Annotated in this window: 22 protein-coding genes and 2 tRNA genes; 11 read left to right on the top strand and 13 right to left on the bottom strand. The window is 70.0% G+C overall.

Annotation, left to right across the window (positions count from 1 at the left end; all coding sequences use genetic code 11):
- The first annotated feature begins 10 nt into the window (after positions 1 to 10).
- A complete protein-coding gene (locus tag HDA40_RS17385; protein WP_253757123.1) occupies positions 11 to 2,068 on the top strand; it encodes an RNA degradosome polyphosphate kinase in 2,058 nt (685 codons plus the stop codon).
- Positions 2,069 to 2,124: 56 nt separating this feature from the next.
- Here the strand turns inward: HDA40_RS17385 and HDA40_RS17390 are convergent, their stop codons facing one another.
- From HDA40_RS17390 to leuC, 3 genes are all read right to left on the bottom strand, one after another.
- A complete protein-coding gene (locus HDA40_RS17390; RefSeq protein ID WP_253757125.1) occupies positions 2,125 to 2,766 on the bottom strand; it encodes an HU family DNA-binding protein in 642 nt (213 codons plus the stop codon).
- Between the two features lie 191 nt (positions 2,767 to 2,957).
- Positions 2,958 to 3,545 carry a 3-isopropylmalate dehydratase small subunit gene (gene leuD, locus HDA40_RS17395; RefSeq protein WP_253757127.1) on the bottom strand — a complete coding sequence of 196 codons (588 nt, stop codon included), beginning with the start codon at positions 3,543 to 3,545 and terminating at the stop codon, positions 2,958 to 2,960.
- Positions 3,546 to 3,570: 25 nt separating this feature from the next.
- A complete protein-coding gene (gene leuC / locus HDA40_RS17400; protein WP_253757129.1) occupies positions 3,571 to 5,001 on the bottom strand; it encodes a 3-isopropylmalate dehydratase large subunit in 1,431 nt (476 codons plus the stop codon).
- A gap of 67 nt (positions 5,002 to 5,068) precedes the next feature.
- Between leuC and HDA40_RS17405 the strand changes: the two genes are divergently transcribed.
- Positions 5,069 to 5,755, top strand: a complete 687-nt coding sequence (locus HDA40_RS17405) for an IclR family transcriptional regulator (RefSeq protein ID WP_253763665.1) — start codon at positions 5,069 to 5,071, stop codon at positions 5,753 to 5,755.
- Positions 5,756 to 5,881: 126 nt separating this feature from the next.
- Here the strand turns inward: HDA40_RS17405 and HDA40_RS17410 are convergent.
- Positions 5,882 to 5,954: transfer RNA gene (locus HDA40_RS17410), tRNA-Glu, on the bottom strand.
- 97 nt (positions 5,955 to 6,051) lie between these two features.
- A tRNA-Gln gene (locus tag HDA40_RS17415) sits at positions 6,052 to 6,123 on the bottom strand.
- Between the two features lie 114 nt (positions 6,124 to 6,237).
- Between HDA40_RS17415 and HDA40_RS17420 the strand changes: the two genes are divergently transcribed.
- Positions 6,238 to 6,912 (top strand): DUF1345 domain-containing protein, encoded by a 675-nt coding sequence (locus tag HDA40_RS17420; protein ID WP_253757131.1) that lies wholly within the window; start codon positions 6,238 to 6,240, stop codon positions 6,910 to 6,912.
- Between the two features lie 7 nt (positions 6,913 to 6,919).
- Here the strand turns inward: HDA40_RS17420 and HDA40_RS17425 are convergent, their stop codons facing one another.
- Positions 6,920 to 7,723, bottom strand: a complete 804-nt coding sequence (locus HDA40_RS17425; RefSeq protein ID WP_253757133.1) for a fumarylacetoacetate hydrolase family protein — start codon at positions 7,721 to 7,723, stop codon at positions 6,920 to 6,922.
- Positions 7,724 to 7,791: 68 nt separating this feature from the next.
- Here HDA40_RS17425 and HDA40_RS17430 point away from each other — a divergent pair, with 68 nt between their 5' ends.
- Positions 7,792 to 8,688, top strand: a complete 897-nt coding sequence (locus HDA40_RS17430) for a 3-methyladenine DNA glycosylase (RefSeq protein ID WP_253757135.1) — start codon at positions 7,792 to 7,794, stop codon at positions 8,686 to 8,688.
- Here HDA40_RS17430 and HDA40_RS17435 read toward each other — a convergent pair.
- The 3 genes from HDA40_RS17435 to glnA all read right to left on the bottom strand — a co-directional run bounded on the left by HDA40_RS17435 (position 8,654) and on the right by glnA (position 11,370).
- Positions 8,654 to 9,625: a hypothetical protein gene (locus tag HDA40_RS17435; protein WP_253757137.1), complete on the bottom strand. Its 972-nt coding sequence runs from the start codon at positions 9,623 to 9,625 to the stop codon at positions 8,654 to 8,656. The genes HDA40_RS17430 and HDA40_RS17435 overlap by 35 nt on opposite strands.
- Positions 9,622 to 9,942 (bottom strand): PadR family transcriptional regulator, encoded by a 321-nt coding sequence (locus HDA40_RS17440; protein ID WP_253757139.1) that lies wholly within the window; start codon positions 9,940 to 9,942, stop codon positions 9,622 to 9,624. Before HDA40_RS17440 ends, HDA40_RS17435 begins: the two co-directional genes overlap by 4 nt.
- A gap of 75 nt (positions 9,943 to 10,017) precedes the next feature.
- A complete protein-coding gene (glnA, locus tag HDA40_RS17445) occupies positions 10,018 to 11,370 on the bottom strand; it encodes a type I glutamate--ammonia ligase (RefSeq protein WP_253757141.1) in 1,353 nt (450 codons plus the stop codon).
- 189 nt (positions 11,371 to 11,559) lie between these two features.
- Here glnA and HDA40_RS17450 point away from each other — a divergent pair, with 189 nt between their 5' ends.
- From HDA40_RS17450 to HDA40_RS17480, 7 genes are all read left to right on the top strand, one after another.
- Positions 11,560 to 12,321, top strand: a complete 762-nt coding sequence (locus HDA40_RS17450; RefSeq protein ID WP_253757143.1) for a hypothetical protein — start codon at positions 11,560 to 11,562, stop codon at positions 12,319 to 12,321.
- A gap of 15 nt (positions 12,322 to 12,336) precedes the next feature.
- A complete protein-coding gene (locus tag HDA40_RS17455; protein ID WP_253757145.1) occupies positions 12,337 to 13,248 on the top strand; it encodes a hypothetical protein in 912 nt (303 codons plus the stop codon).
- On the top strand, positions 13,245 to 14,261 hold the full coding sequence (locus tag HDA40_RS17460) for a cation:proton antiporter family protein (protein WP_253757147.1): 1,017 nt from the start codon (positions 13,245 to 13,247) through the stop codon (positions 14,259 to 14,261). Before HDA40_RS17455 ends, HDA40_RS17460 begins: the two co-directional genes overlap by 4 nt.
- A gap of 4 nt (positions 14,262 to 14,265) precedes the next feature.
- Positions 14,266 to 16,035, top strand: coding sequence for an NAD+ synthase (locus HDA40_RS17465; protein WP_253757149.1), 1,770 nt, complete (start codon positions 14,266 to 14,268; stop codon positions 16,033 to 16,035).
- An 84-nt stretch (positions 16,036 to 16,119) separates the two neighbouring features.
- Complete coding sequence (locus HDA40_RS17470; protein ID WP_253757151.1) at positions 16,120 to 17,514, top strand: alpha,alpha-trehalose-phosphate synthase (UDP-forming); 1,395 nt, start codon at positions 16,120 to 16,122, stop codon at positions 17,512 to 17,514.
- Positions 17,514 to 20,066 (top strand): trehalose-phosphatase, encoded by a 2,553-nt coding sequence (gene otsB / locus HDA40_RS17475; RefSeq protein WP_253757153.1) that lies wholly within the window; start codon positions 17,514 to 17,516, stop codon positions 20,064 to 20,066. The genes HDA40_RS17470 and otsB overlap by 1 nt, the downstream gene beginning before the upstream one ends.
- Positions 20,067 to 20,226: 160 nt before the next feature.
- Positions 20,227 to 21,378, top strand: a complete 1,152-nt coding sequence (locus tag HDA40_RS17480) for a YncE family protein (protein WP_253757155.1) — start codon at positions 20,227 to 20,229, stop codon at positions 21,376 to 21,378.
- A gap of 1 nt (position 21,379) precedes the next feature.
- Here the strand turns inward: HDA40_RS17480 and HDA40_RS17485 are convergent, their stop codons facing one another.
- The 4 genes from HDA40_RS17485 to cobC are packed head-to-tail and all read right to left on the bottom strand — an operon-like array spanning position 21,380 to position 25,650.
- Positions 21,380 to 22,300 (bottom strand): polysaccharide deacetylase family protein, encoded by a 921-nt coding sequence (locus HDA40_RS17485; RefSeq protein ID WP_253757157.1) that lies wholly within the window; start codon positions 22,298 to 22,300, stop codon positions 21,380 to 21,382.
- A gap of 16 nt (positions 22,301 to 22,316) precedes the next feature.
- Positions 22,317 to 23,528 (bottom strand): uroporphyrinogen-III C-methyltransferase, encoded by a 1,212-nt coding sequence (cobA, locus tag HDA40_RS17490; protein ID WP_253757159.1) that lies wholly within the window; start codon positions 23,526 to 23,528, stop codon positions 22,317 to 22,319.
- Positions 23,525 to 24,574, bottom strand: a complete 1,050-nt coding sequence (gene cobT / locus HDA40_RS17495; RefSeq protein ID WP_253763666.1) for a nicotinate-nucleotide--dimethylbenzimidazole phosphoribosyltransferase — start codon at positions 24,572 to 24,574, stop codon at positions 23,525 to 23,527. Before cobT ends, cobA begins: the two co-directional genes overlap by 4 nt.
- Before the next feature lie 11 nt (positions 24,575 to 24,585).
- Entirely contained in the window at positions 24,586 to 25,650 is a 1,065-nt protein-coding gene (cobC, locus tag HDA40_RS17500) for an Rv2231c family histidinol phosphate aminotransferase CobC (RefSeq protein WP_253757161.1), read from the bottom strand.
- Positions 25,651 to 25,701: the final 51 nt, after the last annotated feature.

The raw sequence follows: 25,701 nt of genomic DNA on the forward strand, positions 1-25,701 counted from the left end.
GAATGAGTAGGTGAGCTCCTCCGCACCAGTCGCCACCCCCGCCGCCGACCTGCCCGAGGATCGGTTCCTCAACCGCGAGCTGTCCTGGCTCGATTTCAACGCCCGCGTCCTCGCCCTCGGCGAGGATCCCGCCACTCCGCTGCTGGAACGGGCGAAGTTCCTCGCCATCTTCGCGACCAACCTCGACGAGTTCTTCATGGTCCGCTTCGCCGCGCTGCAACGGCGCTGGCAGACCGGCCTGCCGCTGCGGGGGGCCGACCGCAAGCCGGCCGCGCGGCAGCAGCTCGACCTGGTGACGTCGCGGGCCGCCGAGCTGGTGGCCCGGCACGCCGCGTGCTTCGAGGAACAGGTACGCCCGGAGCTGGAGAACGCCGGGATCGTGGTCGAACGGTGGAGCAAGCTGTCCGAGGAGGAGCAGGCGCGGCTCCACGAGTACTTCCTGGAGCACCTGTTCCCGGTGCTGACCCCGCTCGCGGTCGACCCGGCGCACCCGTTCCCGTACATCTCGGGGCTGTCGCTCAACCTCGCCGTGGTCATTCGCGACCCCGACGGCGGCCCCGACCTGTTCGCCCGGGTGAAGGTCCCGGCGAACGTCCCCCGCTTCACCGGGCTCGGCCACGGGCGGTACATCGCGGTCGAGGAGCTGATCGCGGTCCACCTCGACCGGCTGTTCCCGGGCATGTCCATCGTGGAGCATCACCTGTTCCGGGTGACCCGCAACGCCGAGGTCGAGATCGAGGAGGACCGGGACGAGGACCTGCTGCAGGCGCTGGAACGGGAACTGGCCCGGCGGCGCTTCGGTCCCCCGGTACGCCTGGAGGTCGCCGAGGGGATCAGCCCGGACGTCCTGGAGACCCTCGTCCGGGAACTCGACATGGACGAGCGCGACGTGTATCGCGTACCGGGGTTGCCGGATCTGTCGGCGCTGTGGCAGATCTACGAGGAAGCGGATCGACCGGAGTTGAAGGAGCCGAGCTTCGTCCCGCCGACGCATCCCCGCCTGCGCGACGGCGAACGCAGCATCTTCTCGGTCATCCGGGACGGCGACATCCTGGTGCACCACCCGTACCACTCGTTCTCGACGAGCGTGCAGCGGTTCATCGAGCAGGCCGCGGCCGACCCCCACGTGCTGGCCATCAAGCAGACCCTCTACCGGACCAGCGGCGACTCCCCCATCGTGGACGCGCTCGTGGACGCGGCCGAGGCCGGCAAGCAGGTCGTCGTGGTGGTCGAGGTGAAGGCCCGGTTCGACGAGTGGGCCAACATCGGCTGGGCCCGGACCCTGGAGCGCGCCGGCTGCCACGTGGTCTACGGGCTGGTCGGATTGAAGACACACGCGAAGATCGCCCTCGTCGTCCGGGAGGAGGGCGCGATCCTGCGCCGCTACTGCCACGTCGGGACCGGCAACTACCACCCGAAGACGGCTCGGCTCTACGAGGACTTCGGCCTCTTGACGGCCGCCCCCGAGGTGGGCGAGGACGTCACGGAGCTGTTCAACCGCCTCACCGGTTACGGGCGGCCGCCGTCGTACCGGCGGCTCCTGGTGGCGCCGGAAGGCGTCCGATCCGGTCTCCTGGAGCTGATCGAGGGCCAGGCTCGGCGTGGTCGCCGGGGACTGGTGCAGATGAAGGTGAACTCACTCGTCGACGAGGACGTCGTGGACGCCCTGTACGCCGCCTCCCGGGCCGGAACGCAGGTGGATCTGGTCGTCCGCGGCATGTGCACCTTGCGGCCCGGCGTACGCGGCCTGTCGGATCGCATCCGCGTGCGCTCGGTGCTGGGCCGGTTCCTGGAGCATTCCCGGGTCTTCCGATTCGGCCAGGGCGCGGCGGCCCAGTGGTGGCTGGGCTCCGCCGACGTCATGCGCCGCAACCTCGACCAACGGGTGGAGGCGCTCGTCCGGGTCACCGATCCGGTCTCGGTCCAGCAGCTCAGCTCGATGATGGAGCTGTACCTCACCGACGAATCCGGCGGGTTCGACCTGGCCCCGGACGGGGTGTGGCATCGGCGTACCGGGCGGGATCCGCAGCAGTTGCTGCTCACCGGGGCGACCGCGCAGAACACCTGACGGGTATGGGAACAGGCGCCCGTGGTTGCACGGGCGCCTGTCAGGTAGGGACTTGCTCAGCGTCGAGCAGCCTTCTTAGCCGGGGCCTTCTTGGCGGGCGCCTTCTTCGCCGTCGCCTTGGCAGCCGACTTCGCGGGGGCCTTCTTCGCCACAGTCGCCTTGGTCGCGGCCTTCTTGGCCGGAGCCTTCTTCGCCGCCACCGACTTCTTGGCGGGCGCCGACTTGGTCGCGGCCTTCTTCGCCGGAGCCGTCTTCTTGGCGGCGGCGGCCTTGGTCGCGGTCGCCTTCTTGGCGGGCGCCGCCTTCTTCGTAGCGGCCTTGACAGCAGTGGTCTTCTTGGCCGCCGCCGTCGCCGTGGTCTTCTTGGCGGCCGCGGTCTTCTTGGCCGCGGTGGTCGCCGTCTTCTTCGCGGCGGCGGGCTGCTTGCCGCTCGCCACCGCCTCCTTGAAGCCGGCGCCGGCGCGGAACGCCGGAACGGCCGTCTTCGGCACCTTCACCGCTTCGCCGGTGCGCGGGTTACGCGCCGTCCGGGCGGCCCGCTGCCGCTTCTCGAAGACACCGAATCCGGTCAGCGACACCTTGTCGCCCTTGGTGACAGCGGTTTCGATTTCGGCCAGAACGGCGTCCAGCGCGGCGGTTGCGGTCTTCTTATCCCCCAACCGGGCGGCCAGTGCCTCGATGAGCTCGGCCTTGTTCACGGTTCCCTCCCGAGTGTTTCCTTACTGGACTTTCAACCAGTCATTCTTCGCGCACGCTAAGCCCTGCCATACACATTTCCAAACACGTGACGGGTAAACGGCATTTGTGTCGCGCGTATGTCTCTAACTGGCAGTGTGCAACAAAAGTGAGGCCCGCGCTCGTTGAGCGCGGGCCTCAGGCATTCGTGGAGTCAGGCGACAACCGGTTGGTACACCGGGCGTGTGGCCTCGAAAGCGGTGATCGAATCGGCGTGCAGAAGGGTCAGGCCGATGTCGTCCAAGCCCTCCAGCAACCGCCAACGACTGAAGTCATCCAGCTCGAAAGCCCAGGTAGAAGCCCCGGCGCGGACTTCCCGCGCGGCGAGGTCCACAGTCACCTCCGCCGTCGGGTCGGATTCCGAACGGGCCCAAAGACTTTCGACTGCGTCGATGGGAAGCTCGACCGTCAACAGCCCTTGCTTCAACGAATTCCCCCGGAAGATGTCACCGAATCGGGGGGCGATGACGACCCGGAAGCCCCAGTCACGCAGGGCCCAGACGGCGTGTTCCCGGGAGGAGCCCGTGCCGAATTCGGGGCCGGCGACCAGAATCGTGGCGGCGGCGTACGCCGGGTCGTTGAGCACGAAGGCGGGATCCTCACGCCAGGCGCTGAACAGTCCGTCCTCGAACCCGGTGCGGGTGACCCGCTTCAGGTACACCGCCGGGATGATCTGATCCGTGTCCACGTTAGAGCGGCGCAGTGGAACCGCCGCACCGGTGTGGCTGGTGAACTTGTCCATGTCTCGTGTTCCTCGGTTCCCTCGGTCAGACCAGGTCGGCGGGCGCGGCCAGGCGGCCCGTGACGGCGGTGGCGGCGGCGACGGGCGGCGAGACGAGATGCGTACGCCCACCCTTGCCCTGCCGGCCCTCGAAGTTGCGGTTCGAGGTGGAGGCCGAGCGCTGCCCCGGCTTCAGCGTGTCCGGGTTCATCCCCAGGCACATCGAGCACCCCGCGAACCGCCATTCGGCGCCCGCCTCGGTGAACACCTGGTCCAGTCCTTCGGCCTCGGCGGCCGCCCGAACCGCGGCGGAACCGGGGACGACCAGCATGCGTACGCCCTCGGCCACCTTGCGGCCCTTCAGCACGCCCGCAGCGGCCCGCAGATCCTCCAGTCGCCCGTTCGTGCAGGAGCCGACGAAGACCACGTCGACCTCGACATCCCGCAGCTTCTGCCCCGGGGTGAGCCCCATGTACGCCAGCGCCCGCTCGGCGGCGGCCTTCTCGCCTTCGTCCACGAACGACTCGGGGTCCGGCACGGCGGCGTCCAGCGGCGCGCCCTGGCCCGGGTTGGTGCCCCAGGTGACGAACGGGGTGACCTGGCTGACGTCCAGGGTCACCTCCCGGTCGAAGACCGCCCCGTCGTCGGTGCGCAAGGTACGCCAGTGCTCCACGGCCGCGTCCCAGGCGTCGCCCTGCGGCGCGAACCGGCGGCCCTTGAGCCAGGCGAAGGTGGTCTCGTCCGGCGCGATGAGGCCCGCCTTGGCGCCCCACTCGATGGACATGTTCGAGATGGTCATCCGGCCCTCCATGGAGAGCTGCTCGATGACCGGGCCGCGGTACTCCACCACGTAGCCGCGTCCGCCGCCGGTGCCGACCTGCGTGATCAGCGCCAGGATCAGGTCCTTGGCGGTCACGCCGGGCCGCAGTTCGCCGACGAAGTTCACGGCCATCTGCTTCGGCCGCGCCTGCGGCAGCGTCTGCGTGGCGAGGACGTGCTCGACCTCACTGGTGCCGATGCCGAAGGCCAGCGCGCCGAACGCGCCGTGCGTCGAGGTGTGCGAGTCGCCGCAGACGATCGTCGTGCCGGGCTGCGTCAGGCCCTGCTGCGGCCCCATGACGTGGACCACGCCCTGCTCGGGGTCGCCCAGTGGGTGCAGCTTGACGCCGAACTCCGCGCAGTTGCGGCGCAGCGTCTCGATCTGGGTCCGGCTGACCGGATCGGCGATCGTGAGGAGGTTGTCCGTGGGGGTGTTGTGATCCTCGGTCGCGATCGTGAGATCGGGCCGCCGCACCGGGCGGCCGGCCATCCGCAGGCCGTCGAAGGCTTGCGGGCTGGTCACCTCATGGAGCAGATGCAGGTCGATGTAAAGCAGATCGGGTTCGCCGGCTGCGGATCGGACTACGTGCGCGTCCCAGACCTTCTGGGCCAACGTCTTGGGCTGGCCGAACTCCTGGCTCTTCACTCGAGAGCTCATCACTGTTACTCCCACCATATGGACATCCCAGCTTTTGGGAGGTATGTTTCGGTGTGTGGGACACAGTATGTCTGGCGTGGGCGTCCTTGACAAGGCGGTAGTGATTCTGGCCGCCTGCGTCGACGGCGCGAGCCTCGCTGAACTCGTCGATCGCACCAAGCTGCCGCGGGCAACGGCGCACCGGCTGGCGCAGGCCCTGGAGATCCATCGCATGCTGGTACGCGACACGCAGGGCCGCTGGCGCCCGGGCCCCCGGCTCGGGGAGCTCGCCAACGCCGCGCCCGACGTCCTGCTGACCGCCGCCGAGCCGCTCCTGGCCGCCTTGCGCGACAACACCGGCGAAAGCGCCCAGCTCTACCTCCGCCGAGCGGACGAGCGCATCTGCGTGGCCGCCGCCGAGCGGGCTTCGGGCTTGCGCGACACCGTGCCGGTCGGCTCGATACTGCCGATGACGGCTGGTTCGGCAGCACAGGTGCTGCTGGCCTGGGAGCCGCCCGAGGCGGTCATGCCGCTGCTGCCCCGCTGCAAGTTCACCGGAAAGACCCTCGCCGAGGTACGCCGTCGTGGCTGGGCGCAGTCGGTCGCCGAACGGGAAGCCGGTGTGGCGAGCGTCTCCGCCCCGATCCGGGACCGCACCGGGCGGGTGATCGCCGCGATCAGCGTTTCCGGCCCGATCGAGCGCCTCGGCCGCCGGCCCGGCGATCGGCACGCGATGGCGGTCGTCCGCGCCGGCCAGCGCCTGTCCGGCCTCTGACCTGCTAGCTGCAGATCACGGTTACGCATGCCAAAACCCCGTTGGGAGGCATGCGTAACCGTGATCTGCAGCTAATGGGGAGAGCAACGAAAAGCGCCGCACTCCGAAGAGTGCGGCGCTCGTCTGTAGCCCCGACCGGATTCGAACCGGCGCTACCGCCTTGAGAGGGCGGCGTCCTAGGCCGCTAGACGACGGGGCCAGAACTTTCCGTATTCACACTTTTGCCGCCTTCCGGCGGCAGCTGAACCTTACCAGATCCAGCTCCCTCGCGTGAAATCGCCTTCCACGCTTGGTTGCTGGGGTACCAGGACTCGAACCTAGACTAACTGAACCAGAATCAGTTGGGCTGCCAATTACCCCATACCCCATCGGCACCGCTAGCCCTGAGGTTTGCTGTGCCGAGGAGGAACTTTACCCGACCGGCGCGGGGCGCGCCAAACCGGTATCCCCCTGTGTTTCGTGAGGCGCACTACGCTGCGGGTGTGGTCGATGTCCTTCCCGCCTGGCTGCGCCCCACCCGGGGCGAACACCGTACGCCGGCCGCGGTCGCCGTGCTGGTGATGATCGGCTTGCAGCTCAAGGTCTCGCACGCGCTCCACATCCAACCGGGCTGGTTGGTCCCGGCGGTCGAGGGCGTACTGCTGTTGGTGTTGCTCTCGACGAACCCGGGCCGGGTGAACCGGGAGACCCGCTGGCTGCGCCTGAGCGGGCTGACTCTCGTCGCGGCGGCCAGCGTCCTCAACGCGTACGCCGCCGCCCGGCTCGTCGTCGACATCGCCACCAAGCACGCCGAGGTCAACGGGCTCACGCCGGCTGTGCTGCTGCTGACCGGGGCGGCGGTGTGGCTGAGCAACGTCATCGTCTTCGCGCTCTGGTACTGGGAACTGGACTCGGGCGGCCCCGCCGCGCGTGCGAACGCGCGCAAGGACCGCCCCGACTTCCTCTTCCCGCAGATGACCGCGCGGGATCTCGCGAAGCCGGACTGGGAGCCCGGCTTCGTCGACTACCTCTACGTCTCGTTCACCAACGCGACCGCGTTCAGCCCGACCGACACCATGCCCATGACCAAGTGGGCCAAGCTGACCATGATGTTCGAGTCGGCCGTCTCGGTCGTGGTGGTGGGGCTGGTCGTGGCCCGCGCGATCAACATCCTCTGAGGGACTGTCAGAGGTTCAGCACTGGATTCGAGAGCGTGCCGACACCCTCGATGCTCACCGAGACGACATCACCTTCGGTCAGCACGCCGACGCCGGCCGGCGTACCGGTGAGGACCACATCCCCGGGCAGCAGCGTCATCACATGCGACACATACGAGATGAGGGTCGCCACGTCGAAGACGAACTGGCTGGTACGCCCGAGCTGGCGTACGTCCGGCTCCTCGCCGGCGCGCCCCACCTCGCAGCGCACCTCCAGGTCCGAGGCGTCGATCCCGGTGGTGATCCACGGGCCGAGCGGGCAGAACGAGTCGAAGCCCTTGGCCCGGGTGAACTGGACGTCCGCCTTCTGCAGGTCGCGGGCGGTCACGTCGTTGGCGCAGGTGTAGCCGAACACGGTCTTGAGCGCGTCGGCCCGGTCGACCCGGCGGGCCCCGGTGGCGCCGATCACGACGGCCAGCTCGGCCTCGTGCTCGACCTGATGCGACTGCGGGGGCAGCCGGATCGGGTCGTTCGGGCCGATGACCGAGGTCGTCGGCTTGAGGAACAGCAGCGGCTCCTTCGGCACGGCGTTGCCGAGTTCGGCGGCGTGCTCGGCGTAGTTACGCCCGACGCAGACGACCTTGCTCGGCAGAATCGGCGAGAGCAACCGGACGTCGGCCAGCGCCCACCGGTCGCCGGTCAGCTCGATCTCGCCGAACGGGTGCCCGTTGATCGCCGCGACCGTCAGGCCTTCGGTCCCAGCTCCGGCCGCCTCGCCTTCGACGACGCCGAAGGACATCCCACCGGAATGAACAAAGCGTGCGATCCGCACCACAACCCCCAGTACCTCGCGATCTCCCGCGATCTCCAAGGCCCAATCTATCGCCGTACCCTGGGACGGTGAGCGAGAAGGTCCAGCACGCCGTCCTACCGGCCCGGCAATGGCACGAACGCCAGGCCGCGCACGAGGCCCGGGTGGACCACTGGCTGGGCCGTCACCTCGCCCGCCGTCGCGACGGCGTCAAGCATCCCGTCGAGGACTTCCTGTTCACGTACTACTCGCATCGCCCGGCTCAACTCCGCCGGTGGCACCCCGGTTTCGGCGTGGTCCTGGCCGACGGTCCGGCCCAGCCGCCGTACGTTTCGGCGCCGGGTGGCACGACCGTCGACCCGGACCTGCCGCACCGCCGCTTGGACTCGATCCGCTGGATCCGCGATCTCCTCGTGGCGACCGCGTCCCGGCCGCCCCAGCTCGGCTGTTTCGGCCTGCACGAGTGGGCCATGGTCTACCGCCAGACCCAGGACCAGGTCCGCCACAACTCCTGGCCACTGCGCCTCTCCCCGGCCGCGACCGCCCAGGTCGTCGAAGAGCGAGGGGTACGCTGCACGCACTTCGACGCGTACCGGTTCTTCACCGAACCGGCCCGTCCGCTGAACATCCTGACGCCCACCCGCGACCGGCAGGCGGAGTTGGAGCAGCCGGGCTGCCTGCACGCCACCATGGATCTCTACAAGTGGGCGTACAAGCTGTCCCCGCTCGTGCCGAGCGAACTGGTGGCGGACTGCTTCGAACTGTCCCGGGCCGTCCGCGAACTCGACATGCGGGCCAGCCCCTACGACCTCGCCGACCTCGGCTACGCACCGGTCCGGATCGAGACGCCGGAGGGGCGGGCGGCGTACGCCTTGAGCCAGAAGGACTTCGCCGAGCGCGCCGCTCCGCTGCGCGCCCGGCTCATCGAAGCCTGCGACGACCTCCTGATCGTCAGCGGGTCGGCGACGGGGACGCCGTCGCGGTAGCGGACGGGGTAGCCGTGGTCGTGGTGGCCGACGGTGTGGCGGAGGTCGTGGCGGTGGGGGCGTCGGTCGGCGATTCGCTCGGGTAGAGGCCCTGGTGGCGGCACAGCCGGGCCAGCACCGGCCAGCGCTCGTACTCCCAAGCCAGGATGGCCTCGCAGTTGTGGATCTTCGCGTCCACGTAGGACTCGGAGTCCAGGTTGATGATGGAGACCTGGGTGAGCACCTGGCCCTTCGAGTCCACCACCACGAGGTTGCCGCCACCCTGCCAGGAGGCGTCGACCCACTGGCCGGGGTACTCCTGGTAGCTGCTGTAGTCCCGGGTCGCCGCGTCGTCCACGGTGACGAGCAGGCCGATTCCGAACAGCACGAGGGCCGCCGACACCAGGCCGGCCCCGACCCGCTGCCAGCGCTTGACCCGGGTGCTCGCGGTGCGGCCCAGCCAGACGGACGCGACGATCAAGGCGGCCGTCACGATCAGTCCACCCACGACGCTGTCACCGATGCGGGGCAGCGCGCCTTGCGGACCGTTCCCGGCGGAGACGACCGAGCAGAGGATCCAGGCCGCCAGGTAGCCGCGGACGACCCACCAGGCCGGGCGCAGCAACTGGCCGAACTCGCTGAGGCTCGCGTACCCGATGATTCTGCCGATCTGGCGGTCGGTGGTCCGCAGCCGCCCTTTGGCCTCGGTCACGAGCGCGGACAGCCGGGCCCCGCGGGCGGGCGGGGCCGACGGGCCGAGAGTCGCACGCAGCTCGGCGGCGTAGGCGGCCGGTGGGCCGAGCCGATCCTCGAGCGTGCCGCCCTCCGCCTCGACTTCGGCCGCGACCTCGGAAAGGTGCGCGGGCAGGTCTTCCAGCAGCTCGGCACGGATGTCGTCGGGCAGGTCGGCGAGTGCCGCACCGACGGCGGCCGCGTAGTGCGCAATGTCGAGATTCATCGGCTCTCCAGCAGGGCGTCCATCGTGGCGGCGAACCCGCGCCAGGTCTCGCCGCCGTTTTTCAGCTGGCTGCGACCGGACGGGTTCAGCGAGTAGTACTTCCGGTGCGGTCCTTCTTCGGAGGGCACCACATAGGTCGTCAGGTAGCCGGCCGCGAAGAGGCGGCGCAGCGTGCCGTAGACCGAGGCGTCGCCGATCTCGTCCAGCCCGGCGCTCCGCAGGCGGCGCAGGATGTCGTAACCGTAGCCGTCCTCCTCCCGGAGAACCGCGAGCACGGCGAGATCGAGTACGCCCTTGAGGAGCTGGGTCGTATCCACGCACAGCACACTACTGCGCTAACCGAAGTACCGTCAACAAAAGAGAACCCCGACGGAGTGTCGGGGTTCTCGTTGTCAGAGTGCGCCGAGGTAGCGACGCCGCTCGTACGGCGTGACCTCGCGGCGGTACTCCTCCCACTCGGCTCGTTTGTTCCGCAGGAAGAAGTCGAACACGTGCTCGCCCAGGATCTCGGCGACCAGTTCGGACCCGGCCATCACGTCGATCGCCTCGGAGAGGTTCTCCGGCAGCGATTCGTAGCCCATCGCCTTGCGCTCGGAGTTCGACAGCGACCAGACGTCGTCCTCCGCGCCCGGCGGCAGTTCGTATCCGGCCTCGATGCCCTTCATCCCCGCGCCCAGGAGCACGGCGTACGCCAGATAGGGGTTGCAGGCGCTGTCGAGCGACCGCACCTCGACGCGGGCCGAGTTGGGCTTGCCGTACGCCGGCACCCGCACGAGCGCCGACCGGTTGCGGTGCCCCCAGCACACGTACGCCGGAGCCTCCGTGATGCGGTCGGGCAGTTGCTGCGGGAAGAGCCGCTTGTAGGAGTTGACCCACTGGTTCGTGACCGCCGTGAACTCCCGGGCGTGGGTGAGGATGCCGGCGATGAACGCCCGGCCCACCTCGGAGAGCTTGTACGGGTCGGCCGGGTCGTGGAAGGCGTTGCGCTCCCCCTCGAACAGCGACAGGTGCGTATGCATGCCGCTGCCGGGCTGGTCGGTGAACGGCTTCGGCATGAAGGTCGCCTGCACCCCGTGCGACAGCGCCACCTCCCGCATCACGTGCCGGAACGTCATGATGTTGTCCGCCGTGGTCAGCGCGTCGGCGTACCGGAGGTCGATCTCCTGCTGGCCGGGCGCGACCTCGTGGTGGCTGAACTCCACCGAGATGCCGATCCGTTCCAGGGCCAGCACCGCCTGACGGCGGAAGTCGCGCGCGACGGCGTGCGTGGTGTGGTCGAAGTAGCCGCCCGAGTCGACCGGCGTGGGCACGCCGCCGTCGTTCGGGCCGCCCTCCAGCAGGAAGAACTCGATCTCGGGGTGGGTGTAGAAGGTGAAGCCCTTCTCGGCCGCCCGCGACAGCGACCGGCGCAGCACGTGCCGCGGGTCCGCCCAGCTCGCGTTGCCGTCGGGCAGCAGGATGTCGCAGAACATCCGGGCGCTCTCGCCAGACGAGCCGCCCTCGAACGGGAAGACCTGGAAGGTCGTCGGGTCGGGCATGGCGACCATGTCGGACTCGTAGACCCGGGCGAAGCCCTCGATCGCCGAGCCGTCGAAGCCGATGCCCTCGTCGAAGGCGGCCTCCAGCTCGGCCGGCGCGACGCTGACCGACTTCAGGGTGCCTAGCACGTCGGTGAACCACAACCGGACAAATCGGATGTCGCGCTCTTCCAACGTCCGGAGCACGAACTCCTGCTGACGGTCCACGGCGTTACGACCCCTCTTGGCATGACTTTTTTCTGCTTTGTGCTGGCTTCGCTTGCGCTGGCGTGAGGAGGCCGCTGGCGGCCCCATCAGCGCGCGCGAGGCTGACGGTCAGTCAACACCGATCACGTTACGCGGGTGTTACCGGGGCTGCTCACGTCACGCCGGGAAAGCCCAGGCGTTGATCAGCACGTGGCCAAGCTGTACCTCTCGCCCGCTCGCCGGAACGCCGTGCTCACCGGCATCGCGGTCGGCGGCGCCGCCGTCGTCGCGCTGAGCGTGCTGGCCGTGATCGGGTTGCGGCCGCGCACACCGGTCGCGGACCCGGCCGGTCCCACGTCGGCGGCGCCCAGTCTCCAGACGGCGCTGCTGGAGGCCGGCGACCTGCCCGCCTCGTTCGAGGTGCGGCCGACGCTCACCCCGAAGGCACATCCGCCGAAGCGTACGGAGCGGTGCCAGAGTCTCGTCGCCGATCCGGCCGCGCTGCTGCGTTCCCTGCTGCCGATGCCGGGTTCCTCGCCGACGCCGGTGACGGCCCGGCACGTCGGGGCCGACTCGGGCGTACTGGATCAGGCGGTGCAGGTCTTCGGCCGGGGTCAGGGAACCGAGGCAGTGGACCTGATCCGCACGACCGCCAAGTCCTGCGGCGCCTTCACGGCTCGCCTCGACGACGGCACCAAGGCGCGCGTCAAGCTCACTTCGACCAGTGTGGAGAGTCTGCTCATCGGCGACGCCTACACGGTCAGCATGACCCTCACGACCAAGTCCGGGCAGCAGACCGGGTATCTCGCGATCAGCCGGGTCGGCGACACGGTCTCGGTGCTGCGGCGTACTGGGCCGGCCGGTGGACCGGTGCTGGACCGCCAGATCCAGGACCTCGTCGGCCGGGCGCTCGACAAGCTCGTGGTGCTGGGCGATCCCAGCTTGCTGGGGACCGCCCCGGCGCATCGCTGATCTACTATGCCGGGGGTGCCCCTCACCCCCTCCTGGACCCGCAAGCTCGCCGCCATTCTGGTCGGTTCGCTCGTCGTCCCGATCGCCGTCGAGTTCCTGCTCGCGCTGATCAAGGGCGAGTCCTACAACCTCAGCCGCGCCGCCACCGTCGTCGGCGTCGTCGGCCTGATCTCCCTGGTGCTCTACCTCAGCCGGCCGTCGGCGGTCACCTTCCGGCTCAGCATGGCGGTCTTCCTCCTGGCCGCGGGGATCATGCTCGCGCTCTACGGCTTCCTCATCGCCTCGGTCGACGGCATGTTCAACGGCCGCGTCGCCCACGCCGCGGTGGGTGCGGTCTCGGTCTGCTTCGGGCTGATCGTCGGTTCCATCGGCGTGTACGCCTTCAGCGACGCGTGGCGGCAGCAGCCCGTGACGATCCCGGGGCAGCTGGACCTGGCCCGGTCGGTCAACGTCAAGCGGTTCGCGAGCTACCGCCCGGAGGCGCATCAGAATCTGGCCGAGCTGTGCCGGAGCCGGTTGTCCGCGGGCGACCTGCACTACGTCGCGTACTACGCCGGGCACGACTGCGTCTTCCGGGTCGACATGCTCGACGACCCCGCGCTCGGTTCGTTCCACGGGCTCGTGGAGCCGCAGGCCCGGCGGGAGGCGTACGACGCGCAGGGTCCGACCGTCGAGGCGGCCCTGGAGAGCTTCAACCGCACCTTCAGCGGCCTGGACGTGGGCGTCATGATCCGGCTCGTCCTCGACGTGGAACGGGGCGCGGTCTACTACTTCGCGGTCGACCGGGACACCGGCCGGTACCTCCTGGCGGTCACGCTGGATCAGGAACAGGTCCATCGCACGGACACCAAGGTCGCCCGGCTCGTCGACGATCTCCGGCACGCACTCGGCTTCCCGCGGATGACCGAGCTGGAGCGGCACAAGTGAAACGGGCGGCGCTGCTCCTGGCCACTGCGGCGGCCGGGCTGGCGGTCGCCTGGCTCACCGGAACGCAGCCGACCGAGATCATCGCGTACGCCGCCTATCCGTACGTCACGGCGACGCTGCTGGCGGTCGGCCTCTACGGCAGCGCGTACGGGATCGACCTGACCGAGGCACGCCGGGATCGGCGGCTCATCCTGCTCGCCGTCACGGTGGGCGTACTGGTGAAGGCGACGCTGATCGGGGTCGTGCTCGCCCTCACCTGGCGAGACCCGCTCTTCCTGCTGCTCGGCATCGTCGTGGCGCAGATCGACCCCTTGTCGGTCGCGGCGGCCCTCGGCGACGGGCGGATGTCCGGCCGCGCCCGGTCGCTGCTGGCCGCGTGGGCGTCGTTCGACGATCCGCTGACCGTCGTGCTCGCCGTCTCCGCCGCGAGCGTGGTCGGCGAGCTGCGCGGGCACCCCGGCGACAGCCTGCTCGCCGGGCTCACGGCGTACGCCGTCGAACTCGGGGGCAACCTCGCCCTCGCCGCCGGCGCCTTCATCGCGTACCAGTGGGGGCCGAAGCGGAACTGGTGGCGCGTGGGCCTGCTGATCCTCGCGGCGGCCGTGGCGGTGTGGCAGTTGTGGCTCCTGGCGATCGCATTGGTCGGGTTGTTCCTGCGGCCGCGCCGGCTGGCCGCGGCCCTGCCCGCGCTGGTGAACGCCGCGCTCGCGGGCGCGGTGCTGCTGCTCGGGGCGTTGCTGATCGGCGGGGTGGACCCGCTGCGCGGGCTGACCTTGGGACTGGCCGCGTTCGCCGCGCAGTGGGTGGTGGCGGCCTGGCTGACCCGGGGGATGCCCGCGGTCGACCAGGCGCATCTCCGGCTGGCCCAGCAGAACGGGATCACCGCGATCGTGCTGGCCCTGAAGCTGGAACCGACGTTCCGAGGCGTGGTCGCGGTCGTCGCGCCGGCCATCGTGGTGACGAACGTGACGCACCTCATCGCCAACCAACGGCGGGCGGTAAAGGCACAATGAGGGCATGCCGACACTGCGCATCGCTCTGGCCCAGGTCAATTCCACCGTCGGCGACCTGACCGGCAACGCCGCCACCGTGCGCGCCTTCGCGGCGCGGGCCCACGAGGCCGGCGCCCACCTGGTCGCCTTTCCCGAGATGATGCTGACCGGCTACCCCATCGAGGACCTGACCTTCCGCGAGTCGTTCGTGCAGGCCTCGAAGGCGGCGCTGGCCAAGCTGGCCGAGGAACTGGCCGCCGACGGGCTCGGCGAGCTGGCCGTGGTGGTCGGCTATCTGGACGCCGACGGGCCGGCCCGGCTGGGCGCCGACTCGACCGTCCGGCGCGGCCCCCGCGACTCGCTCGCGCTCCTGCACCGGGGTTCCGTCGCGGCCACCTATGACAAGCACCACCTGCCCAACTACGGCGTCTTCGACGAAGACCGCTACTTCGTCCCCGGCGACACCCTCACGGTCGTGCGGGCGGTCTGGGCCGACGGAACAGCGGCCGACATCGCGCTCAGCGTCTGCGAGGACATCTGGCAGCCGGGCGGCCCGTTCACCGCCGCCGGCGCGGCCCACGCGGCCCTGGTCGTCAACATCAACGCCTCGCCCTATGAGCGCAACAAGGACGACGTACGCCTCCCGCTGGTGGCGCGGCGAGCCGTCGAGGCGGGCGCGGCGGTGGCCTACGTGAACCTGATCGGCGGGCAGGACGAGCTGACCTTCGACGGCGACTCGATCATCGTCGGCCCGGCCGGTGAGCTGGTCACCCGCTCGGGCCAGTTCACCGAGGAACTCCTCGTGCACGACCTGGACCTGCCCGCGGCCGACCCGGCGTGGACTCCGCCCGGCGCGGCAGCCGGGCTGTCGCTGCGGCTTCAGACGCTGGCGACCTCGTGGACGGAACCGGCCGGCGACCGAGCCGTGGGCGGCGTCGCCGAGCGGCTGCCGGACGAGGCCGAAGTCTGGAGCGCGCTCGTCCTCGGCCTGCGGGACTACGTCGAGAAGAACCGCTTCAAGTCGGTCGTCGTGGCGGTGTCCGGCGGCATCGACTCCGCGGTCGTCGCGGCCATCGCCGTCGACGCGCTCGGGCCGAAGCGGGTCGTCGGGGTCAGCATGCCGAGCTCGTACTCGTCGGAGCACTCGAAGAGCGACGCGGCGGACCTGGCCGAGCGCACCGGACTGGACTACCGCGTGCAGCCCATCGCGCCCATGGTGGACGCCTTCCTCGGCAGCCTGACCCTGACCGGGCTGGCGGAGGAGAACCTGCAGGCCCGCGTACGCGGAGTGGTGCTGATGGCGCTGTCCAATCAGGAGGGCCACCTCGTGCTGACCACCGGCAACAAGAGCGAGCTGGCGGTCGGCTACTCGACGCTCTACGGCGACTCCGTCGGCGGGTTCAATCCGCTCAAGGACGTGCCGAAGACGCTGGTCTGGCAGCTCGCCCGGTGGCGCAACACGGTCGAGCTGGGTGGGATCGCCGCTCCGATCCCCGAGAACTCGATCAGCAAGCCGCCGAGCGCGGAGTTGCGGCCGGGTCAGCTCGACTCGGACAGCCTGCCGGACTACGAATTGCTGGACGCCATCCTGGCCGGGTACGTCGACGGCGACCTGGGCCGGGACCAGCTGATCGCGGCCGGGCACGACGTGGCGTTGGTCGACCGGGTCATCCGGATGACGGACGGGGCCGAATACAAGCGCCGCCAGTCCGCTCCGGGAACGAAAATCAGCTTCAAGGCCTTCGGACGTGACCGTCGCCTGCCGATTACCAATCGGTGGCGCGAAGGGTCCTGAGCTGCGGGTTTACCCAGACATGCGTGGGTACAAACGTCGCGTCCGGGAGAAATAGCGCAAGATCGCCACGATAGGATGCAGGTCATGACGGGACGTAGCTCGTTCGTGGTGGTCGCCAACCGACTTCCGGTCGACGAAGTGCCCGACGAGGAACGGGCCGGCGGGCGGCGCTGGCGCCGTAGCCCCGGCGGGCTCGTGACGGCGTTGCACCCGGTCCTCGTCCAACGGGACGGCACGTGGATCGGCTGGGCCGGCTCGGCCGGGCCGGCGCCCGCGCCGTTCATGGTCGACGGCATCCGCCTGCATCCAGTGCCGCTCGACGCCGACGAGATCGCCCGCTACTACGAGGGCATGTCGAACTCGACGATCTGGCCGCTCTACCACGACGCGGTGGAGCCGCCGATCTTCCGGCGTCGCTGGGCCGCCTCCTACCGGGAGGTCAACGCCCGGTTCGCCGAGGCGGCCGCCCAGGTCGCCGCGCCGAACGCGACCGTCTGGGTCCAGGACTATCAGCTCCAACTGGTCCCGGCGATGCTCCGGCAGCAGCGGCCCGACCTGCGGATCGGGTTCTTCCTGCACATCCCGTTCCCGCCGATCGAGTTGTTCATGCAGCTCCCGCAGCGGGCCGAGATCATGCGCGGGCTGCTCGGCGCCGACCTCGTCGGCTTCCAGCAGCGGCTGGCCGCCCAGAACTTCGTCCGGCTGGCCCATCACGTGCTGGGCTGCCCGGTGTCCGGCAGCGTGATCGAGTACGAGGACCGCCGCGTCAAGGCGGCGGCGTTCCCCATCTCGATCGACGTGGGCGAGATCGACCGGCTGGCCGACAACCCGTTGATCCGTACGCGCGCCGAACAGATCCGCACCGAGCTGGGCGAACCGAAGACGATGATCCTCGGCGTGGACCGGCTCGACTACACCAAGGGCATCGAGCACCGGTTGAAGGCGTTCCGGGAGTTGCTCGCCGAGGGACGGCTGACCGTCCCCGAGACGGTGATGGTCCAGGTGGCCACGCCCAGCCGCGAAAGAGTCGAGCATTACCAAGCCCTGCGGGTGAAAGTCGAGCGTGAGGTCGGTCGGATCAACGGCGATTACGGGCGTGTCGGCGTGCCTGCTGTGCATTATCTGCACCAGTCGTACAGTCGCAGTGAACTCGCCGCGCTCTACCGCGCGGCGGACGTCATGATGGTCACTCCACTACGGGACGGCATGAACTTGGTCGCCAAGGAGTACGTCGCCGCCCGCGCGGACGCGGGCGGCGCGCTCGTCTTGAGCGAATTCGCCGGTGCCGCCTCGGAGCTTCGCCAGGCTTTCCTGTGCAACCCACATGACCTGGACGCCGTCAAGGACTCGTTGTTGCGAGCCGTACACGTTGACCCGGACGAAGCCCGCAAACGTATGTCCATCATGCAACGCCACCTACGCCGAAACGACGTGGCGCACTGGGCACGATCGTTCCTCACCGAGCTGGGCAGCCTCTAATGAACACAGCACTTTCCATCGCCGCCGCGGAGAACGTGGTCTCCGCGGACGGCTTCGCCCCCGACCTCCGCCTGGCGGTCACCCGGATCGCCCGGGTGCCGCAGCTGCTTGTCGCCTGCGACTACGACGGCACCCTCGCGCCGATCGTGGAAGACCCGACCGCGGCCAAACCCCTCCCCGAGGCGGTAGCGGCCATCCGATCCCTCGCCGCCCTCCCGCAGACCACCGTCGCGGTCGTCTCCGGCCGCGCATTGCGTGACCTCGCCGCCTTGTCGCGGCTGCCCAGTGAGGTCCATCTGGTCGGATCACACGGCTCGGAGTTCGACGTGGGCTTCGTCCAACGTCTCGCTCCCGAGCTGGTCGCATTGCGTACGCGACTCCAGGCGGAACTCGCCGCCATCTGCGCGCAGTTCCCCGGCGTACGCCTGGAGGCCAAGCCGGCGTCCATCGCCTTCCACACCCGCGGTGTCGAACCGGCGATCGCGACGGCTGCCGCCGACGCGGTCCGCAGCGGCCCGGCCTCCTGGCCGGATGTGCATGTGACGCACGGCAAGGAGGTCATCGAGCTGTCGGTGATCTCGACGCACAAGGGCACCGCGATCGACGCTCTGCGTACGCAGTTGTCGGCGAGCGCAGTGCTCTTCGTGGGCGACGACGTCACCGACGAGAACGCCTTCAAGCAGTTGCACGGGCCCGACGTCGGCATCAAGGTCGGCCCCGGTGAGACGGCGGCGCCGTATCGCGTCGCCGACCCGTTCCAGGCGGCTCGCGTACTCGGGTTGCTGCTGGAGACGCGGCGGCATTGGCTGTTCGGCGAACGGGCCGTCCCGATCGAGCGGCATTCGATGCTGGCCGACGGCAACACGGTCGCGCTCGTCACGCCGGACGCCCGGGTCTCCTGGCTCTGCCACCCGCGACCCGACTCCTCCGCGATGTTCGCCGACCTCGTCGGCGGTTCGCCCGCCGGGCACTTCACGGTCCGGCCGGAACGCGGCGGCACGCCGCTCGGGCAGCGCTACCGGCCCGGCACCATGACTGTCGAGACTCGATGGTCGGGGTTGACGGTCACGGATTGGCTGGCCGGGGACTCGCTCGTCCGGCGGATCACCGGAAACGTTCCCGCGATGCTGGAGTTCGCGCCCCGCCCCGGATTCGGCCAAGTGGCGGTGAGCCTGCAGCCCATCGGCGACGGCGGTGTCCTGGTGCTGGGCTCGAACGAGCCGGCCGCGCTCTGCAGCGCCGGCGTGGACTGGGAGATCGACACCGACCGCGGGTCCGCCCGGGCCCGCGTCGACCTCGCCGCCCTCGGCGGGGAGCTGACCCTGGACCTCAAGTTCGGCTCGCACGACGCGACACCGCACCCGATCCCGTCCATCGAACGGCTGGAGTCCGCCGAACGGCCGTGGCGGGACTGGGCGGGCACGCTGAAACTGCCGGCCAAGCACCGCGAACTGACCCTCCGCAGCGCATTGACCCTGCGCGGGCTGTGCCACCAGCCCACCGGCGGCATCCTCGCGGCGGCCACCACGTCGCTCCCCGAGGAGTTGGGCGGCGTACGCAACTGGGACTACCGCTACTGCTGGCTCCGTGACGCGGCGATGACGGCTCGCGCATTGGTGGACCTGGGTTCGCTGGACGAAGCCGAGGCCTTCCTGCGCTGGGTCGACGGCTGCGTCGAGCGTACGGGCGGGCACCCGGAACGGCTGCACCCGCTCTACGGGATCGACGGCTACCCGCTCGGCCCTGAGGCGGTCATCGACACCCTCCCCGGGTACGCCGGCTCCCGGCCGGTCCGGGTGGGCAACGCCGCCGACGCCCAGCTCCAGCTCGACGTCTTCGGCCCGATCGCCGACCTCCTCGCGGCGGTCGTCGAAAAGCGCGGCAAGGTACGCGACGAGGAATGGCGGGTCCTCGAGGCGATGGTGCAGGCGGTCGAACGCCGTTGGCACGAACCCGACCACGGCCTCTGGGAAGCCCGCATCGCGCCCCGGCACCACGTGTACTCCAAGGTCATGTGCTGGATGACGGTCGACCGGGCCATCTCGGTCGCCCGCCACCACAGCACCGCCGACCACAGCGCGTGGATCGCCCTGCGGGACAAGATCGCGGAGAACGTCCTCACCTACGGCTGGAACGAGGAAGTCCAGGCGTACTCGGTGGCGTACGGCCACCCGGAGATGGACGCGTCGTCGCTCTGGATCGGACTGTCCGGTCTGCTCGCCGACGACGATCCCCGCTTCCTGTCCACCGTGCTCGCCATCGAAGCCGACCTGCGCAGCGGCCCGGTCGTCTACCGCTACCGGTGGGACGACGGCCTGCCCGGTCGCGAAGGCGGCTTCCACATCTGCACCGCCTGGCTCATCGAGGCGTACCTGCGGACGGGACGGCGGGCCGACGCCGAGGAACTCTTCGAGCTGATGATCGACACGGCCGGGCCGACCGGGCTGCTGCCCGAACAGTACGAGCCCGACTCCGAGCGCGGGTTGGGCAACCACCCGCAGGCATACAGCCACCTCGGCCTGATCCGCTGCGCCACCCTGCTCGACTCATAAACCGCACCGCGGCGTTTGCATGCAGATCACGGTTTTGCAGGCTTCTCCGGCCGGGGAAGCCTGCAAAACCGTGATCTGCATGGTTGTGCTCGGCGGAAACCCGGTGCCACGCCAGCGAATTGCCACCCCGTAGCCACAAATCGCACATATCGTCACCAGAGTGCGTCGATACACCACTCTCCTGCTGACCTGTGCCCTAGCGCTCCCCGCGGCCTGCGCGGAGAGCCCGAGCAAGGGCACCGCCGACAACGCGGCACCGCCGGCCAGTGCCGCGAGTCCGAGCGCGAGCCCCACCAGCGGCAAACTCAACGTGTACGCCGACGCAGCGGCCAATCATCTGCGCGCGGATGTCAAGGCGGACAAGTCCTTGGTCTACGTGCCGAACACGCAGAGCGACGATGTGGACGTCATCGATCCGGTCACCTACAAAGTGGTCGACCACTTCTACGGTGGTGCGGAACCGCAGCATGTCGTGCCGTCCTACGACATGCGTACGCTCTATGTGACGTCGAGCCGGGTGCCGGGCGGGTCGGTGCTGCCGATCGATCCCCGAACGGGCAAGCCCGGGAAGATCATCCCGGTGCAGGACGTCTACAACCTCTATTTCACCCCAGGTGGCCAATACGCCTGGGTGGTGGCCGAGGCGTACCAACGGATCGACTTCTACGACCCGAAGTCGTGGAAGCTGGTGAAGTCGGCGAGTTTCCCCCAGTGCGAGGGGATCAACCACATGGACTTCACCGTGGACGGGAAGCTGGCCCTCGCGAGTTGCGAGTTCGCCAACCGCATGGTGGTCATCGACGTCGCGACCGGCAAACTGGTCCGGGACCTGCCGCTGGATGTGGTGCCAGAGGGCATGCCGCAGGACACTCGGCTGCTGCCGGACGGGTCGGCGTTCTTCACCGCCGACATGCACGCCAACGGGGTCTACGTCTTCGACGCTCAGGCGAATCGACGTACCGGTTTCATCCCCACCGGACAGGGCGCACACGGGATCTACTTCAGCCGGGACGGCAAGCGTGCCTTCGTCTCCAATCGCGACGAGGGCAGCATCTCGGTGCTCGACGTGGCGACCCGCAAGCCGATCACGAAGTGGCACATCCCCGGCGGCGGCAGCCCTGACATGGGCGGGGTCTCGGCCGACGGGAAGACGTTGTGGCTGGCCGGGCGGTACCACAGCGAGGTGTACGCGATCGACGTGAACACCGGTAAGCTCCGCGCGCGCATCCCGGTGGGATCAGGTCCGCACGGGCTGCTCATCTGGCCGCAGCCAGGTCAGTACTCCCTGGGCCACACGGGCAACATCCGCTGAGCTAGACCTGCCCCGCGTGCAGCGGCTGGCTGACGCCGTACAGCTTCGGCGGGTCGACGCCGGGCGGCAGCGCCTCCAGATGGAAGCGGGTCACCAGGTTCGGCAGCACCGAGTGCAGGGCGGTGACGGTGTTCTGCCGATTGCCACCACCGTCGTGCATCAACACGATCGAGCCCGGCCCGGTCTGGGTGATCACCGTCATCGCGATGCTGCGCGACGGTGGCTTCGCCCAGTCTCGCGGGTCCACCTGCCAGTGCAGCGGGCTCATCCCCAGGCGCGTCGCCGCCGCGACGACCGCCGGGGTCCAGGCTCCGCCCGGTTGGCGGAAGTAGGAGACCTTGGCCGCCGGGACCGCGCGGTGGATCGCCTCGTTGGTCCGCCTCAGGTCCGCGGTGATCGCGGCCTCGCTCCGCAGGCCCAGGCCCACGTCGTGCTGCCAGCTGTGATTGCACAACGTGTGGCCTTCGGCCACGATCTCCCGGACCAATTGCGGGAACTCGGCCGCCATCAGGCCGATCACACAGAAGGTCGCCTTGATGTGGTACGCGCGGAGCAGCGACAGCACCTGTGGCGTCCATTGGGGGTCGGGCCCGTCGTCGAAGGTCAACGCGATGTCGGGATAGCCGGTGGTGACCCGGCTGCCGAACGGCCCCCGGGCTTCGCGGGGCAGCGGTGGCCGGCCCGGCCCGGTGATCGGCACCCGCCGGGGTGCGGGCACCGCCGCGAGTGCCGGCCCTTGGGCGACGCCGGCTTCCGTGCCTTCTTTGCTCAGCTGCTCAGCGGGTGCTGCACTGGAGCTGGGGGCGGCGTGCGGTTTGCTGCCGGTCATCCGGCCGAGGATGTGCCCGGTGCCGAGGAGGACGACGACTATGCCCGCCAGGCCGACCCACTTGATCGCCCCAAGTTTGCCTGTAGCACTCACCCACTAGTTATATCGGCTAAATATCACCAAATGGTGTAGTTCCGGACATAGGCACGGAAACGACCTCACCGATGACGGTGATGACGGGCGTACGCAGATCGGCCGCCGCAGTGGCGATCTCGGCCAGCGGAGCGCGCACGACGACCTGCTGCGAGGTCGTGCCCTCCTGGATCGCCGCCGCCGGCGTAGCCGGATCACGCCCGGCCGCGATCAGGGTCGACGCGATCTCGGCCAGATGCCGGAGTCCCATCAGCACGACGATCGTGCCGCGCGACCGGCCCAGCTCGGTCCAGTCGACGAGCGACTGCGCCGACGACGGGGCCAGGTGTCCGGAGACGACGGTGAACTCGTGCGTGACCCCGCGATGGGTGACCGGGATCCCGGCGACGGCGGGCACCGAGATCGCGCTGCTGACCCCGGGTACGACGACGACCGGTACGCCCGCCGCCGCGCAGGCCAGCGCCTCTTCCCCACCCCGGCCGAACACGAACGGGTCGCCGCCCTTGAGGCGTACGACGAATTTGCCGGCGAGCGCGCGATCGACGAGCAGTTCGTTGATGTGCTCCTGCGCCGCCGCCGCGCCGTAGGGCAGTTTGGCGACGTCGATCACCTCGACCTCAGGGCGCAGCTCGTCCAGCAGTACGCCGGGCGCGAGCCGGTCGGCGACCACCACGTCGGCCGCGTTGAGCAGCCGCCGTCCCTTGACCGTGATCAGCTCGGCGTCGCCTGGCCCGCCGCCGACGAGGGCCACCGTCCCGGGCAGCCGATCGGTGTCCGTCGAGGACGCGAGCAGGGCCGCGATCCGGTCGCGCACGCTCATCGACAGCCGGGGCGAGCCCCCGCCGAGCACCGCCACGGTCACCGGCCCGTGCCGGGTCACCGCCGGCGTCCACGCGGTCGCCGCGTGCCGGTCGTCGGCGCGTACGCAGAACACCCGCAAGTCCTCGGCGGCCGAACTCACCTGGGCGGCGGCCACCGGATCGTCCACGGCGACGTGCACCAGCCAAGCACCGTCCAAATCGGACGGCTCGAAGGCCCGGCCGCGCCACTCGAACCGGCCCGCGTCCCGCAACCCTTGCAGGGCAGGCGTCAGCTCAGGCGCGACGACGAGCAGATCGGCGCCCGCTTCCAGCAATGCCGGGATGCGACGGGTCGCGATGGCGCCACCGCCGACGACCACTACCCGGCGGCCGTCCAGCCGCAGGCCGAGGGGATACAACGAGCTCATTTCTCCGTGACACCAGCCGAGTCGAAGGTGGCCACCTCGTGCAGTACGCGTACCGCCGAGGCGACGATGGGCAGCGCGAGCAGGGCGCCGGTCCCCTCGCCGAGCCGCAGGCCGAGATCGAGCAGCGGATCGAGATCGAGGTGCGCGAGGGCGACCGCCGCCCCCGGCTCGACCGAGAGGTGGCCGGCGATCAGCGCGCTCGCGGCGTCCGGCGCTAGCTCGACCGCCGCGACAGCCGCCGAGCAGGCGATGACACCGTCCAGAATCACCGGTACGCGACGCGCCGCCCCGCCGAGGATGAGCCCGGCGAGCGCGGCGTGTTCGAGGCCGCCCACCGCCGCCAGTACGCCGATCGGGTCGGCCGGATCCGGCCGGTGCAGGTCCAGCGCCTTGCGGATCACGGCGACCTTCTTGGTGTGGGTGTCGCTGTCGATGCCCGTCCCGAGGCCGGTCACACGGCCGGGGTCGGCGCCCGTGAACGCCGAGATCAGCGCGGCGGCCGGCGTGGTGTTCGCGATGCCCATGTCGCCGGTGACGAGCACCCGCGTCCCGCCGTCGACCAGCTGATGCGCGACGGTGATGCCGACCTCGATCGCCCGCTCGGTCTCCTCGCGGGTGAGCGCGGGCTCGACGGTGAAGTCCCGGGTGCCGGGGCGTACCTTGGCCGCCACGAGCTTGGCCTCGTCCGGCAGCGTCGCCGCGACACCGACGTCCACCACGGTGACCTGCGCGCCGGTCTGCCGGGCGAACGCGTTGACCACCGCGCCACCGGCGACGAAGTTGGCGACCATCTGGGCCGTGACCTCCTGCGGCCACGGCGTGACGCCCTGAGCGTGGACGCCGTGGTCGCCCGCGAAGATCGCGACCGTCGCGGGATCCAGCAACGGTGGCGGGCAGACCCCGGCCAGGCCGCTGAGCCGGATCGACAGCTCCTCCAGGGTGCCCAGCGACCCGGTCGGCTTGGTCAGGCGACCGTGGCGGGCCCGGGCGGCGTCCATCGCGGACACGTCGAGCGGTCCGATCGCACCGACCGTCCGAGCCAGCAACTCACCCATAGTCATTCTCCTCGATCGACTGACAGGACCGTGCGCAGTTCCTCGACGAACGCGTCGGTGGTCGCCGTGTCGCGGACGGCGACGCGTAACCAGTCCGGACCCAGCCCGGGGAAAGTATCGCCCCGCCGGACCGCCCAGCCCCGCAGGCGCAGCTGCTCGCGTACGCTCGCGGCTCCGGCGAGCCGGACGAGCACGAACGAGGCGGCCGGGTCGCCGACCACGGCTACGCCGGGCAGCGTACGCAGGGCGCTCACCAGATGGGCGCGCTCTTCCACCAAGTGGACAGCGATCTCGTCGGCCGTCTGCCGCGCCTCGTCGCTCGAACAGGCGATCGCGGCGGCCAGCGCCGGTGTGCTCACCGGCCAGAGTGGTGCGACCGCGCGCAGCGGGGCAAGCAGCTCGGGCGCGCCGAGCAGGTAGCCGATCCGCAGCCCGGCGAGCCCCCAGGTCTTCGTCAAGCTCCGCAACACGAGCAATCCGGGCAGGTCGCGCCGGTGGGCCAGGCTCTCCGGCTCGCCCGGCACGGTGTCCGCGAACGCCTCGTCGACCAGCAGCACCCGGCCCGGCCGGGCCAGTCGCTCCAGGGTTCGGGCGGGATGCAGCACGGACGTGGGATTCGTCGGGTTGCCCACCACCACCAGGTCCGCGTCGTCCGGCACGTCCGCCGGGTCCAGCACGAACGGCGGCGGCAGCACGAGCCGGCGAACCTCGTGGCCCGCGGCGCGCAGCGCCGCCTCCGGCTCGGTGAACTGTGGATGCACGACCAGCGGTGTGCGTACCCCTAGGCCATGAGCGACCAGAGTGAAAGCCTGCGCGGCGCCCGCGGTCAGGAGCACCTCGGCGCTCGCGCGGTCGTGCCGGGCCGCGACCGCCTCGCGGGCCGAGCGATCGTCCGGATACGCCGAGAGGTGCGCCAGGGATTCGGCGAGCGGCGTCGCGAGCCACCCGGGCATGGGCGCGAGCCGGACGTTGACGGCGAGGTCGATGAGGTCGCCGGAGTCCGGGCCGACCTCCACATCGCCGTGATGAAGCAGATCGGGCTCGGGCGTGTTCTCGGGGTGCGGCACGTCGTTAGGAGATCACAGGGTGTTGTCGCGAAGGCGACGGAGGGCTGCTTT

The organism is Hamadaea flava (assembly GCF_024172085.1).
Lineage (GTDB): Bacteria > Actinomycetota > Actinomycetes > Mycobacteriales > Micromonosporaceae > Hamadaea > Hamadaea flava.